The organism is Streptomyces sp. WAC 06738 (genome assembly GCF_003945505.1).
GTDB lineage: Bacteria > Actinomycetota > Actinomycetes > Streptomycetales > Streptomycetaceae > Streptomyces.
In genome coordinates this window covers 5,794,952-5,807,882 of the sequence record NZ_CP029618.1, presented here as the reverse complement: position 1 = coordinate 5,807,882, position 12,931 = coordinate 5,794,952, and the positions used below count along the sequence as shown (strand labels likewise).

Annotated in this window: 8 protein-coding genes and 2 pseudogenes; 9 read left to right on the top strand and 1 reads right to left on the bottom strand. The window is 67.1% G+C overall.

The window, feature by feature from the left end; translation table 11 throughout:
- Positions 1–2 precede the first annotated feature (2 nt).
- Genes DMB38_RS25695 through DMB38_RS25675 form a run of 5 tightly spaced genes read left to right on the top strand, consistent with a single transcriptional unit; the run spans position 3 to position 4,008 of the window.
- Positions 3–743 (top strand): (Fe-S)-binding protein, encoded by a 741-nt coding sequence (locus tag DMB38_RS25695; RefSeq protein WP_125937142.1) that lies wholly within the window; start codon positions 3–5, stop codon positions 741–743.
- Entirely contained in the window at positions 740–2,194 is a 1,455-nt protein-coding gene (locus DMB38_RS25690) for a lactate utilization protein B (RefSeq protein WP_125937141.1), read from the top strand. The genes DMB38_RS25695 and DMB38_RS25690 overlap by 4 nt, the downstream gene beginning before the upstream one ends.
- 2 nt (positions 2,195–2,196) lie before the next feature.
- The gene (locus DMB38_RS25685; RefSeq protein WP_206337743.1) at positions 2,197–2,835 is read left to right on the top strand and encodes an LUD domain-containing protein; all 639 of its coding nucleotides are present in this window, start codon (positions 2,197–2,199) and stop codon (positions 2,833–2,835) included.
- A gap of 13 nt (positions 2,836–2,848) precedes the next feature.
- Positions 2,849–3,160 (top strand): L-rhamnose mutarotase, encoded by a 312-nt coding sequence (locus tag DMB38_RS25680; RefSeq protein ID WP_125937140.1) that lies wholly within the window; start codon positions 2,849–2,851, stop codon positions 3,158–3,160.
- Positions 3,161–3,165: 5 nt separating this feature from the next.
- Positions 3,166–4,008, top strand: coding sequence for an amidohydrolase family protein (locus tag DMB38_RS25675; RefSeq protein ID WP_240662468.1), 843 nt, complete (start codon positions 3,166–3,168; stop codon positions 4,006–4,008).
- 154 nt (positions 4,009–4,162) lie between these two features.
- Here the strand turns inward: DMB38_RS25675 and DMB38_RS25670 are convergent, their stop codons facing one another.
- Entirely contained in the window at positions 4,163–6,847 is a 2,685-nt protein-coding gene (locus DMB38_RS25670) for a glycoside hydrolase family 95 protein (protein ID WP_240662467.1), read from the bottom strand.
- Positions 6,848–7,639: 792 nt separating this feature from the next.
- Here DMB38_RS25670 and DMB38_RS25665 point away from each other — a divergent pair.
- The 4 genes and pseudogenes from DMB38_RS25665 to DMB38_RS37705 form a co-directional block, all read left to right on the top strand.
- On the top strand, positions 7,640–7,918 hold the full coding sequence (locus DMB38_RS25665) for a transposase family protein (protein ID WP_125937139.1): 279 nt from the start codon (positions 7,640–7,642) through the stop codon (positions 7,916–7,918).
- Positions 7,919–8,323: 405 nt separating this feature from the next.
- Positions 8,324–11,305, top strand: a complete 2,982-nt coding sequence (locus tag DMB38_RS25655) for a PDZ domain-containing protein (RefSeq protein ID WP_125937138.1) — start codon at positions 8,324–8,326, stop codon at positions 11,303–11,305.
- A gap of 417 nt (positions 11,306–11,722) precedes the next feature.
- Positions 11,723–11,871: pseudogene (locus DMB38_RS25650) on the top strand (IS5/IS1182 family transposase); the annotation flags it as partial.
- A gap of 230 nt (positions 11,872–12,101) precedes the next feature.
- Positions 12,102–12,263: pseudogene (locus tag DMB38_RS37705) on the top strand (transposase); the annotation flags it as partial.
- Positions 12,264–12,931 lie beyond the last annotated feature (668 nt).

Sequence of the window (12,931 nt, the reverse complement as noted above, 5' to 3'; positions counted from 1 at the left end):
TCATGCGTATCGCCCTGTTCGTCACCTGCATCAACGACACCCTCTACCCGCAGACCGGCAGAGCCGTCGTGCGGCTGCTGGAGCGCCTCGGCCACACGGTCGACTTCCCGCGGGCCCAGACCTGCTGCGGCCAGATGCACTTCAACACCGGTTACCGGCCCGAGGCAATGCCCATGGTGCGGCGGTTCGCCGCGGACTTCGCCGGCTACGACGCGATCGTCATCCCCTCCGGATCGTGCACCGGCATGGTCCGCGACTTCCACGCCACGCTGGCCGCCCAGCACGGCGACGCGAACCTCCGTGCCGCCGTCGCCGACGTCGCCCCCCAGGTCTACGAGCTGTCCGAACTGCTGGTCGACGTCCTCGGTGTCACCGACGTGGGCGCCTACTTCCCGCACCGCGTCACCTACCAGCCGACCTGCCACTCGTTGCGCATGCTCCGGGTCGGCGACCGGCCCCTCGACTTGCTGCGCGCCGTCAGGGGCATCGACCTCGTCGAGCTTCCCGAGGCGGAAAGCTGCTGCGGCTTCGGCGGCACCTTCGCCCTGAAGAACCCCGACGTCTCCAACGCGATGCTCGCCGACAAAGTCCACGGCGTGCAGACCACCGGCGCCGAGGTGCTGTGCGCCAGCGACAACTCCTGCCTGATGCACATCGGCGGCGGCCTCGCCCGCCTCCGTACCGGCGTCGGCACCCGGCACCTGGCCGAGATCCTGGCCTCGACGGAGGAAGCCGCCGCATGAGCAGTTCCCCTACCTCAGGCGACGTCGTCTGGCTCGGCACCCCCTCCTTCCCCGAAGCAGCCCGGGACGCGGTCGCCGACACCCGGCTGCGCGTCAACCTGCGCAAGGCCACCGGCACCATCCGCGACAAACGCCTCGCCGTCACCGGCGAACTGGACGACTGGGAGGAGCTGCGCACCGCGGCCGCCGCCATCAAGGAGGCCACCCTCCGCCACCTCGACCGGCATCTGCAGCAGCTTGAGCTGTCGGTCACCATGGCCGGGGGGACCGTGCACTGGGCGGCGGACGCCGCCGAAGCCAACCGCATCGTCACCGAGCTCGTCCAGGCCACCGGCGAGACTGAGGTCGTCAAGGTCAAGTCCATGGCCACCCAGGAGATCGGCCTCAACGAGGCCCTCGCCGAAGCAGGCGTCACGGCGTACGAGACCGACCTCGCCGAGCTCATCGTGCAGCTCGCCGACGACCGCCCCTCCCACATCCTGGTCCCGGCCATACACAAGGGCCGCGCCGAGATCCGTGAGGTCTTCCGCGCCGCGATGGGCGCGTGGGGCAAGCCCGCGCCCGAAGGGCTCACCGACGACCCGCGCGACCTCGCCGAGGCCGCGCGGCTGCACCTCCGGGAGAAGTTCCTCACCGCCAAGGTGACAATCTCCGGCGCCAACTTCGCCGCCGCCGACACCGGCACGGTCGCCGTCGTGGAATCCGAGGGCAACGGCCGGATGTGCCTGACCCTCCCGGAGACGCTGATCACCGTCATGGGCATCGAAAAAGTACTGCCCTCCTTCGCCGACCTGGAGGTCTTCCTGCAACTACTCCCACGGGCCTCCACCGGGGAGCGGATGAACCCGTACACCAGCATGTGGACGGGGCCGGTGACGGGCGACGGCCCGCGCGACTTCCACCTGATCCTGCTCGACAACGGCCGCACTGCGACGCTGCGCGACACCGTCGGCCGCCAGGCGCTGGGTTGCATCCGGTGCTCCGCCTGCCTCAACGTGTGCCCGGTGTACGAGCGAACCGGCGGCCACGCCTACGGCTCGCCCTACCCCGGGCCCATCGGCGCCGTCCTCACCCCCCAGCTCGCCGGCATCGAACACGCCTCCTCCCTGCCCTTCGCCTCCACACTCTGCGGCGCCTGCTACGACGCCTGCCCCGTGAAGATCGACATCCCGGAGGTGCTGGTGCATCTGCGGGCGCAGGCCGTCGACGCCAAACGCGGCCCCGTACCCACCCCCGAGGCTCTGGTGATGAAGGCCGCCACCGTCACCCTGACCTCACCACGCCGCCTCGGCGCGGCCCAGCGGGTGGGCCGGATCGGCGGCCGACTGCTGTCCCGGCGCGGCGTGCTCCCCCGGCTGCCCGGACCTCTGTCCCGCTGGTCACACACCCGCGACACCCCGGCCCCGCCGCGCGAGACCTTCCGCGCCTGGTGGCGCCGGACGAGGAGCTGACCGTGAACAGCCGCGAAACCGTTTTCGCTCGGATCAGGGCCGCCCTGACGGACGTACCCTCCACTGAGACGTACGACGCCGCACGCATCCCCCGCGACTACCGCGACAGCCACGCCGGCGATGCCGACAGCGACATCGTCGGCCTCTTCGCCGAGCGAGCCGCCGACTACCGGACCATGGTCACCCGGACCACCGATCCCCTCCCGGTCATCTCGGCCGCGCTCGCAGCGTACGGCACCGCGGGCATCGTCGTCCCCGACGGCTTTCCCGAGGAGTGGCTCCCGGACGACGTCCCGCGCCGCACCCTCACCGACACCCCGCCACTCCGCGTCCGCGAACTGGACGCCGCCGGGGGCGTCCTCACCACCTGCGCCCTGGCCATCGCCGTCACCGGCACGATCGTCCTCGACGGTGGCCCGGGACAGGGCCGCCGCGCGCTCACCCTGCTCCCCGACTACCACCTGTGCGTCCTACGCGCCGACCAGATCGCCGGCGACGTACCCGAAGCGCTGCGCCGCCTCGACCCGCACCGACCGCTGACCTTCATCTCCGGCCCATCCGCCACCAGCGACATCGAGTTGGAGCGGGTCGAGGGTGTGCACGGCCCGCGCACCCTGGACATCGTCGTCGTCGACCCCTGAGGAGCCCTCATCCATGCTCATCGCCCTGCACACCGCGGTCCGGCCGGACCGCATCGACGAGTACGAGGCAGCCCATCGCGAAGTCCCGGCAGAGCTCACCGCCGCGATCCGCGCCGCCGGAGCCACCTCCTGGACCATCTGGCGCAACGGCACCGACCTCTTCCACGTGATCGACTGCGAGGACTACGCCCGGCTCCTCACCGACCTGGAGCGGCTGCCGGTGAACACCGCGTGGCAGACCCGGATGGCCGAACTCCTCGACGTCGCCCACGACTACTCCTCCGCTGGCGCCGATGCCGGCCTTCCCGTCGTGTGGAAGCTCTGACATTCGTGGCCATCACCGACGCGCACCACCACGTGTGGGACCTGTCCGTACGCGACCAGAGCTGGATCTCCGGGCCCGAACTCGCGCCACTGCGCCGCGACTTCCACCTCACTGACCTGGAGCCACAGGCGCGGGCCGCCGGCATCGACCGCACTGTGGTAATCCAGACGGTCACCGTGCCGGAGGAGACACCGGAACTCCTGGCGCTCGCGGCCGTCAGCGACCTCGTCGCGGGTGTGGTCGGCTGGACCGACCTCACGGCACCCGGCATCGCCGACGAACTGGCCCGGCTGCGCACCCTGCCCGGCGGCGAGCGGCTGCGCGGCATCCGGCACCAAGTGCAGGAGGAACCGGACCCGCACTGGCTCACCCGCCCCGACGTACTGCGCGGGCTACGAGCGGTAGCCGACGCCGGGCTCACGTACGACCTGGTCATCCACCCCGGCCAACTGGCCGCCGCCACGGCCGCCGCCCTCAGGCTGCCCGACCTCATCTTCGTCCTCGACCACCTGGGTAAACCGCCCATTGCGGCGGGCACACTGCAGCCCTGGGCACAGGCAGTCCGCCAGCTCGCGGCGATGCCGAACGCCGTGTGCAAGCTGTCCGGCATGGTCACCGAAGCGGACTGGCACGAGTGGACCACCGACGACCTCCGCCCCTACGCCGACACCGTGCTGGACTCCTTCGGTCCACAGCGGCTGATGTTCGGCTCCGACTGGCCGGTGTGCACGCTCGCAGCGGACTACGCCCACGTGGTGGAGTCCACGCGAACCCTGCTGGCCGGCCTGACAACGGGCGAGAAGACCGAAATCCTGTCGAGCACGGCAGCACGGGTATACAGACTGTGACCACCCCGGAGCAAGCTGCACAATCGGGAAGAATTCTCGATGAGTTGGCCCGACCACTTGCGTCTCACGGTCGGCGAGCGCATCCGTCGGGCGCCGGGACAGTCACGCGACGCGTGCCCGGCGATCGACGTCACCGGGCACGCGCCTCGGTGGATCAGCGGAACGTGGCTGCCAGCGCGCTGAGCGCCTCCACCAGCTTCGTGCTCGCCTTCCCCTTTCGTGCCGCGGTGTCGAGTTGCGCGATGACCGCACGGTTCGATACCGGCGATCGGGCAAGGTGCTCTGCCCGCGCGATGTGCTCCCGGACCTGTTCCGCGGCGGAACTCGGGATCTCCCCGGTAGTCTCGGCGCGATCGACGTGCCAGGAGACGTTGGCGAACCCCACGCCTTCGGGCTCGAAGGCGATCGTGTAGGTCTGCCCCTTGGCCGTGTCGAACGAGATCTCGTCCGAGCCGTTGGCTCTTGTGGCCACGAGGTTCCCGTCCGCGTCCTTTACCGTGGTCTGCGCGATGCCCGGGTAGTCGCCGACGAACGTGCCGCCGTTGCGGGCCGTCACCCGGAACTCCGTGGCAGCGCTGTTTGCCCACTTCATACCCAAGACGAAGTTTCCGCGCGCAACGAGGCCGTGGACGCTCCCGTCCTTCCACGCACGGGGGAGTGCCGGGAGGAACTGGGTGTAGCCGAGCTGGCTTTGCACGAGCATCTCGGTCATGCCGGCGGTCAGCCCGAAGTTGCCATCGATCTGGAACGGCGGGTGGGAGTCGAGCAGATTGTCCATCAGGCCGTTCCGGTTACCGGCGAGCATCGCACGCACCATGGAGTAGGTGTCCTCGGCGAGGCCGGTCCTGGCGTACATGTTGATCTTCATGGCCTTGGACCAGCCCGTGCCGTTGAGGCTGCGCTGCTCGAGCGACTTGATGGAAGCATCCATCCACTCGGGCGTGTCCTTGCTGATCAGCGTGCCGGGGAAGAGCCCGACGAGCTGTGAGGTGTGGCGGTGCACAGAGCCTTGGTTGGCGCTGCCGCCGGCACCGAAGTTCCAGATGTCGACCTCGGGGAGATCGCCGGCCTGGGCCTTGCCGAGGGTGGTCTCCTCGAACCACTCCTTCACCTGGCCCTGCTGCCCGATCAGGATCGGGTCGAGCTGCGACTGCTTGTCCTGCCACTCAGCGCGCAGGTCCGCGTCGACCCCGAGTTCCTCGGATGCCTCGATCGCCATGCGGTACAGCTCCCATACCAGGGACTGGTCGTATGCGGTTCCGACGGCTGTCGGGCCCTGCTCGGCCGAGACGCTCGGCGTCACGGTGAGTCGCTTCTGGTACGGGCTGTACCAGAGGTACTCGTTCCAGAACGCGGCCATCTCCTTGAGCATGGGGTACACGGTGTCGCGCAGGAAGGTCTCGTCGCCTGTGAAGAGGTAGTAGTCGTAGAGGTTCTGCATCGCCCACGACGATCCGCCGATGTTCCAGCCGTACTCCTGCGAACCGATCGGGGCGGTGTGCCCGAACGGGTTCACCTGGGTGTTGATGAGGAATCCCTTGCCGGTCCCGAGCGGCGCGTCTGCGAAGTCCTCGGTCTTCACCGCTGCGGACCGCTCAGCCGTCAGTCGACCCGGAACCACGAGCGACTCGACGAACTCGTTGAGCGGCACCTGGGTTTCGGCGAGGTTGGTCGACATCGCCGGCCAGTAGTTCATCTGGGCGTTGACGTTGAAGTGGTAGTCCGCTCCCCAGAAGGCGCTCGCGCTGCCGATCATCCACAGGCCGCAGAGGTTGGTGGGCAGGTCGCCGATCCGTGAGCCGGCGATGCTGAGGTAGCGGCCGAACTGGTACGCCATCTGGTCGACCGTGAGATCGTGGGATCCCGCGCGGTAGTTCCTCATGAGCTGATCGGTGGGGATGTCGGGCACGGTTGCGCCCAGGTCGAACTGCACGCGCGAGAAGAGCTCCCGGTAGTCGGCCAGGTGCCTGTCGAGCAGGGCGGGGTATCCGCGGGCGATGGCTGAGTCCACGCGTTGCGTGAGCTTGCCGTGCGGGTCCTCGCCTCGGTACGTCGGGTAATCGTTCTTGTAGTTGGTGCCTGTCGAGTAGACGAGCGTGACGGTGTCCGCGGCGGTGACGGTCAGCGTGCGGCCATCGCTGCTCGAGACAGCTCCGCCCTCGTTCTGCAGCTTGAGCTGCATCTCAGCACGCATCTGGTTGTCTCTCACCTCGCCGGCGAGGGTGATCCGCTTCTCGTCCGGATCCGCGGTCGCGGAGGTGTTCAGTCCGCTCGCCGCCGACGTCGACGTCGTGAAGCTGAGCTTTCCCGGCTCGGAGGCACTCAGACGCACCACGGCGACCTGGTCGGGATAGCTCACGAAGTACTCACGCTCGTAGTGCACGCCGTCATGGTCGAAGTTCACACTCGAGACGGCGGAGCTCATGTCCAGGTCGCGGACGTAGTTCGATGCCGATGCGTCGGTGATGCCGGTGGCGCCGAAGTCCAGGTAGAGGTCGCCGAAGTCCTGGTACATGCCCATTCCACCGGTGTCGCCGAACATCATGCTGGTGAGCTGCGAGTTGGCGCCGCCGGGGCCGGTGGGCGGCAGGCCGAAGACGTTCGTGGTCTTGTCGTCGAGAGCGTGGCGGTAGTTGTTCAGTTGCTGAGGCGTGATCGCCGTCGCCTTGTTGCCACCGAGGTAGGTGCGCCCATCAGCGGGCCCGCCTGTCCACAGGGTCTTCTCGTTGAAGTGGAGGCGGTCTCGCCCGGGGTTGCCGAATGCCATCAGGCCGGTCGTGCCGTTGCCCTGCACCAACGCCTGGCTCTCCCAGTCAGATACCGGGGTGGTGTACCACATACGCAGGGGATTGCCCCCATCCGCGCGTTGCGCCGGGCCCGCCGTCTGGTGAGCGGGCGCCCCGAGAGCACCGAGCGCTGTGGGAGAGGAAGCCAGCACCAACAGCGTGCTGAGAACGAGGACAAGCCTTGTTCGCATGTTCCTGTAGACCTCTATCAGAGTGGCGATCACAGAATGACCGACATGCGTGGCCCACTGGGCTGGAGGGACGCCCTCGCCACCTTTGGGACCGACCGCCCCACCCGTTCAAGCGGGCACCGGCAATGCCTTGCGACTGCCTCCCCCTTCGAGTGCTCTCGTCGTGCAGCGACTGGAAGAGAGGATGAAGAGATCGGATGAACCGCCTCCCGTCTGGCGGCTTGGGCCAGGAGTATGCATGACCTGTCGGGCACAGTCAACGAATCTGCAGCGAGGAACCCATCAATAGATCCGATGTCTGCTTACCAGGGGATCTGGAGGGTCTCTGGTTGCAGGCATAACCCCTATTGCAGGACATATGCCCCGTTATGTTCTTCTCGGTCCTGCATGAGGGCCGCCGGCCTCCGGACCGGCATGACTGTCGCCCCCTGATGAGATCGCCGCCCTGCCGATCATCCGGCACCGCTCCCACGGCTACTGGAACTACACCCTCCGCCCCAGCACCCACTGGACGCGACACCCACCAACAGCACGACACACCACGACCCGCTGACTCCTGCACCGGAGGTTCAACACGAGCGAGTACTCCGCACCCGCCGCGGTCACGAGCGCTCGGTCGCCCCCGGCACAAGCGCAACAGCCAAGTCCACCCCCATGGGGCGGATCCTGGCCACCGCTCTCCACGTGCGCAAACTCGCCACCATGGGCCTCCTCGGCCAACTCTTCGGCGTGACCGCCATGACCGTCAGCCGGGCGAAAAAAGAGGCCCACCCGCTCCTGGAAGCACACGGCCACCACGTCAACACCTCAACCGCCCGCCTCCGCACACCGGCCGACGTCACGACCTTCCCCGGTTCCGACCCCACTCCAACCAAGATCAAAACGACGAGTTTAAAGAACTGCACGCCCTTGGCACCGCAATCCAGCAGTTGACCGTCGAGATGAAGGAACTCACCCACTGGGTCAACCGCACCGTCCGTACCTGCCACCCGCAGCTCCAATACAGCATCGGCGTCGACTCCGACAGCGCCGCCGCCCCGGCGCTCACTGTTGAACTGACGGGCCGGTTCGCACCCTTGTGGACCTGGCGCTCACGCCGGAACGCCGGCGCGGCCGCGGGGCCCTGTACACGGGATCAACCGGGGCCGGGGCAACGTCACTTGAAGCCAAGCAGACCTGACGTGTGGAAGATCGATAACGTCCGTTCTCGCGATACATAGGACCTCTGCCAGTCTCATGCGTTCGAATTTGACGGTGTCCCGCCTCTTGTCCTTGCTCAGCAGCTGAGGCTAGCGTCAAGACATCGGATCTTTATCTGGCCTGCCGAGGAGGCAACCCATGGCCCTCGTCCGCCTGCGATTGTGGTCGACCGCAGCCCTGTCCGCTCTCGCGCTCGTACTCACGGCCGTTCCGCTGGGGATCGGCCCAGCCGTCGCCGCCGCGGGCCCCAAAATCGTCTCGGTCTCCCCGAACGGCTCCGGGATGGCATGCCAGCCCAAAAAGCCGTGCTCGTTGACCAGCGCGCGCGCCAAGGTCCGCGAGGTCCTGGCCGAGGGCATCGACCGGGACATCGTCGTGCAGCTCGGTGAGGGCACCTACCGCGTGTCGGAGGCCCTGTCACTGGATGCACGGGACAGCGGTTCCGCAGAGCATCCGGTGCGCTGGGTAGGGACCGGTTCGGGTGCCAGGATCGTCGGGGGCCGGGAGCTGAGCGGGTCGTGGCAGCCCACGGCCGAAGACAAGAGCGTCATGGTGACCGACGTTCCCGCGGGGATCGATTTCGATGAGCTGTTCGTCAACGACGAGCGGCAGGTCATGGCTCGCTATCCCAACTACGACGAGTCCGCGCCGCGACTCGAGGGTACGACGACCCTCAGCGACCTCAATACCCGCTCGGCCGGCTGGCAGGACCCCACGACGGGTTTCGTGCGGGCCATGCACTGTCACGACTGGGGGAGCGTCTCCTTCACCGTCACCGGTCGGGACAGCGACCAGCTCGGGCTGAACTTCGTTGGTGATAACAACCGTCCGCAGGACTGCGGCAGCGGTCTGCCGCTCAAGCGGGACGCCGTCCTCGTGGAGAACATCCGGGAGGAACTCGACGTCGCCGGTGAGTGGTACCTCGACAGGGCGAGCAACAAGCTGTACCTCAAGCCTCCCGCTGGAGTCGACCTCGCCACGGCCGCAATCGAGACAGGTGAGCTCGACCAGCTGATCACCCTCACAGGAGATTCGCCCGGGGAACCGATTCACGACATCGTGCTTGAGAACCTGCACTTCGAGCGGACTCACCGGACCCTGTTCAACAGCACCTTTGAAGGGCTCTCGCGTGGCGATTGGTCGGTGGTCCGCAAGGGTGCGGCGTACCTGAAGAACGCACGGGGCATCACGATCACGAAGTCGTCCTTTACCGATCTCGGCGGCAACGCCGTCTTCATGGACGGCTACAACGAGCGTAATCAGGTTACTTCCAGCACATTCGACTCCAACGGAGCGACCGACGTCCATGTTGTGGGCTCTCCCGCCGCGGTCCGCAACTACGCCGGAAACTACTTCACCACCCCACGGATTACCGACCTGAAGAGCGGCCCAAGAACCGAGGACTATCCCCGGGATATCCTCATCAAGGGCAATGTCATGAAGAACAATGGCCGCTACGAGAAGCAGACCTCGTCGGTCAACATCTCGATGGCCCTCGACGTCACCGTTCGGGGCAACTCATTGTCCGACAGCCCGCGGGCCTGCCTCAACTTCTCCGACAACACCTGGGGTGGCCATCTGATCCAGGACAATGACATCTTCGACTGTGTCCGCGAAACAGGAGACAACGGCTCGATCAATTCCTGGGGACGCAGCCGCTTCTGGCGCACCGGAGCCAGCAGCGACAAGTTCGCCAGCTTGGCGGAGGGAGTTACCTTTCAGGGCAACACCGGTGGAGAGCTCACCGCTGAGCAGGCACGCGCGATGATGCATCTCGACGTCATCAGGCCCATAACCATCGATCACAACAGGTTCTGGCACGACGGCGACTGGGCCATCGACCTCGACGACGGCTCGTCCAACTTCCGGATGACCAATAATGTCCTGCTCAAGGGAGGGGTGAAACTCCGCGACGGATTTGAACGCACCATGCACAATAACCTGATCCTCGACGGCCGCACCTTCGAGCAGGTGAGCTACATGCCTGGCGGCGACGTCATCGAACGCAACGTCACGCTGGGCAGAATGCCATACGATAATGTGCTGAACGATCCGGTCCGCGCCAAGTACACGATCGGCAAGAACCTGTTCTGGAACGCAGGGGCTTCTATCAGCATTTCGCCGAGCGGGGCGGGCACCGAAAAGCTCTCGGCCGACGGCAAGACAATCAACCCGGAAACGAGTTGGTATCGCGCCGGCATGGACCTGGACTCGTCGATCGGAGATCCCAGCTTCGCGAATCCCGATCCCACTGGCACCTACGACTTCACGCTGGCCGACAACTCGCCCGCGCTGGCACTGGGTTTCCGGAACATTCCGACGACCGGGTTCGGTGCGCCCGGCGGGGCACTACCCCCTGAGGCTGTTCTGCCGACCGGCTCCGATGACGACGATCCGATCGAGGTCACCCGCAGGAAGCACGTGGAGAAATTGATGGGTGCCGACGCCACCAACATCACCACCGAGGCCGAGCAGTCGTCCTATGCGATCAACGACTTCAAAGGACTCAAGCTCGCTAGCGTGCCCAGCGACAGCTATGCCGCCGAGGCCGGGCTGCTCAGCGGAGACCTGATCCGCACGATCAACGGCAAGGAGGTCGACGAGGACCGCAACAGCTTCTGGCGCGCCTACAACGAGCTGCCGGCCGGCGCCCCTGTCTCCCTCGGCGTACGGCGAGCCTCGACCGACGTCAAGGTGAACCTGACCAAGATCACCACACCCGAGCAGCTCAACAACACCTCCGGGGTTGTTTACACGAACAGCGGCACAGGCACGCGCGAGCACTGGCTCTGGAGAAACGCGAGTCGAGGCGGCGCGGGTGCCTATCTCGACGACATCGACGCCACCCAGAACATCGGCGACACTTGGGAGCTCGACTTCAACGGTACGGGCCTCGACATCATCTCGCAGGTCAACACCGACGAGGGTGACGTGGATATCACCATCGACGGCAAGTTCTACAAGACGGTGTCATTCCACAACCCCAGCCGCGTCCACCAGAAGACGGTCCTTTCGATCACCGACCTCGCGCCGGGCCCACACACGATCACCGGCACCATGAAGTCCGGCGACTACATGATCGTCGACGCCTTCAAGACCCACCCGGCAACCGCGGGCTGACCGCCCGAGAAAACCGCCAGCGCTGGCCCGGTGCCCCGCGCAACGGGCCAGGGCTGGCCGGCGGGCGCCCTTCGGGATGCTCGCGCAGTGCGTCCTCTGCTCCAACTACTGTGGTGCACACGCCCGTCGACGGCACCATTTGTCGGTTCGATCAGATCACACGACGCTCCACTCACATCGAGAAGAGAACCATTGTCGGCCGAATCCGTGAGGGTCGGCCGTCGCAGGCCGCTGTACCCGTCATCGTCGCGAGGGTTTCCCGGGCGTGGCCGGTACCGAGCAAGCCAAGGACAACCTCGCGGACGGGCCAGACCCGGAGACCACTGTCGGTGAACTCCTTGCCTCGCTTCCGTTCGGCATGTTCGTTGAGGGGCCCCGAAGATCCCGGACAGGGACCCAATGGGGTTGTCCCGTAACGGCTCGGGCACGACCTGTTGGCGCAGGTTGCGGGACTGGAACGAGCCGGTGTGTGGCAGCGGCTGCACGAGGTTCTGCTCGCCGAGCTGAACGCGGCCTCGCGGATCGACTGGTCGTGCTGCGTGGTCGACTCCTCGCACCTCAGAGCGTTCAGCATGAACGGTGGCTGTCGTACTCGGTCGGCATGACCATCACCGAGCAGATTCATCAGGCCGTACGCAAGGTCCTCGCCCTGGTCTGGACGGCAGCGGTCGTGCCCGGGAGCGAGATCCGGGACGGGGACCCCCGGTGGAAGTACTCGGGCGGCGTGCGCCAGCCTGCGCCCTCCTGCGTCCTCACCGCCCACACCGGGCTCCGCCTCCCCCGGGCCGCCGCTTACCTCCGCCACCACGTGGTCTGTCCGGCTCGTGTACCGAACCCATCCCGGCCAGGCAACGGCCGTCCTCCCGGCACGAAGAACCGTCACCCCACCGCCCGACAGGACGTCGGCAAGACTGCCGAACAGCCCGAGAGCATCAACGAGGCGACAAGGTCGCGCTGAGCGCCTCGCGTGCGACCCTGGCCGCGCTGGGCATCGCCCCGGCGGAGCAGGTGGAAGAAGACCGTTGCATGCCCGGGGCATCGGGTGGCACCAGACGGCTCCGGGCGGCCGAGGCAGTGCAGGCGGGAATTCGGGGAGGGCGACGTGGCGGATAGCGTACGCGCACCGCCCGCTGACTGCTTCGCCGCGGCCGGGCGGTGGACGGGTCCCGCGCACGACCAGGCCCCACGGCCGCGCACGGAGGCCGAACTGCTGCTGCGGTTCCTCGAAAGGGCCGGTCGCGCGCAGGAACCACGCGGCCGGATGAATCCAGCGAGCCGCCCGTGCGTGAAAACCTGCCGCCGCTGCCCGAATGCCTGGGTGCTGAGGTGCCGGCGATGCTCGCCGATGCACATGAAGGCGCTCCGTTCTGGACCGCCGGGCAGCTCACAGCGTCCGCTGCGGCGCCGACAGCCGGCGGAGGGCTCCCCCTCCGCCGCACGACCGTCCCTGATCGTCCCAACTCCTGGACGCGGTGCACGGCAACGGCGGCCCAGCGAAGCCACTGCCCTCATCGGCCGGAGCCCTTGTATACAAGACCGCTGGGCCGAGGAACCACAGAACTGACCGACCCCCACGGTCGTGCTGCGACGCGGCATCGGCGGTGGTACCCGATCCGCCTCCTGCGG

Coding starts and splice junctions, on each gene's coding strand:
- DMB38_RS25695 (WP_125937142.1), top strand. CDS start 3: ATGCGTATCGCCCTGTTCGTCACCTGCATCAACGACACCCTCTACCCG.
- DMB38_RS25690 (WP_125937141.1), top strand. CDS start 740: ATGAGCAGTTCCCCTACCTCAGGCGACGTCGTCTGGCTCGGCACCCCC.
- DMB38_RS25680 (WP_125937140.1), top strand. CDS start 2,849: ATGCTCATCGCCCTGCACACCGCGGTCCGGCCGGACCGCATCGACGAG.
- DMB38_RS25670 (WP_240662467.1), bottom strand. CDS start 6,847: ATGTGGTACACCACCCCGGTATCTGACTGGGAGAGCCAGGCGTTGGTG.
- DMB38_RS25665 (WP_125937139.1), top strand. CDS start 7,640: ATGGGGCGGATCCTGGCCACCGCTCTCCACGTGCGCAAACTCGCCACC.
- DMB38_RS25655 (WP_125937138.1), top strand. CDS start 8,324: ATGGCCCTCGTCCGCCTGCGATTGTGGTCGACCGCAGCCCTGTCCGCT.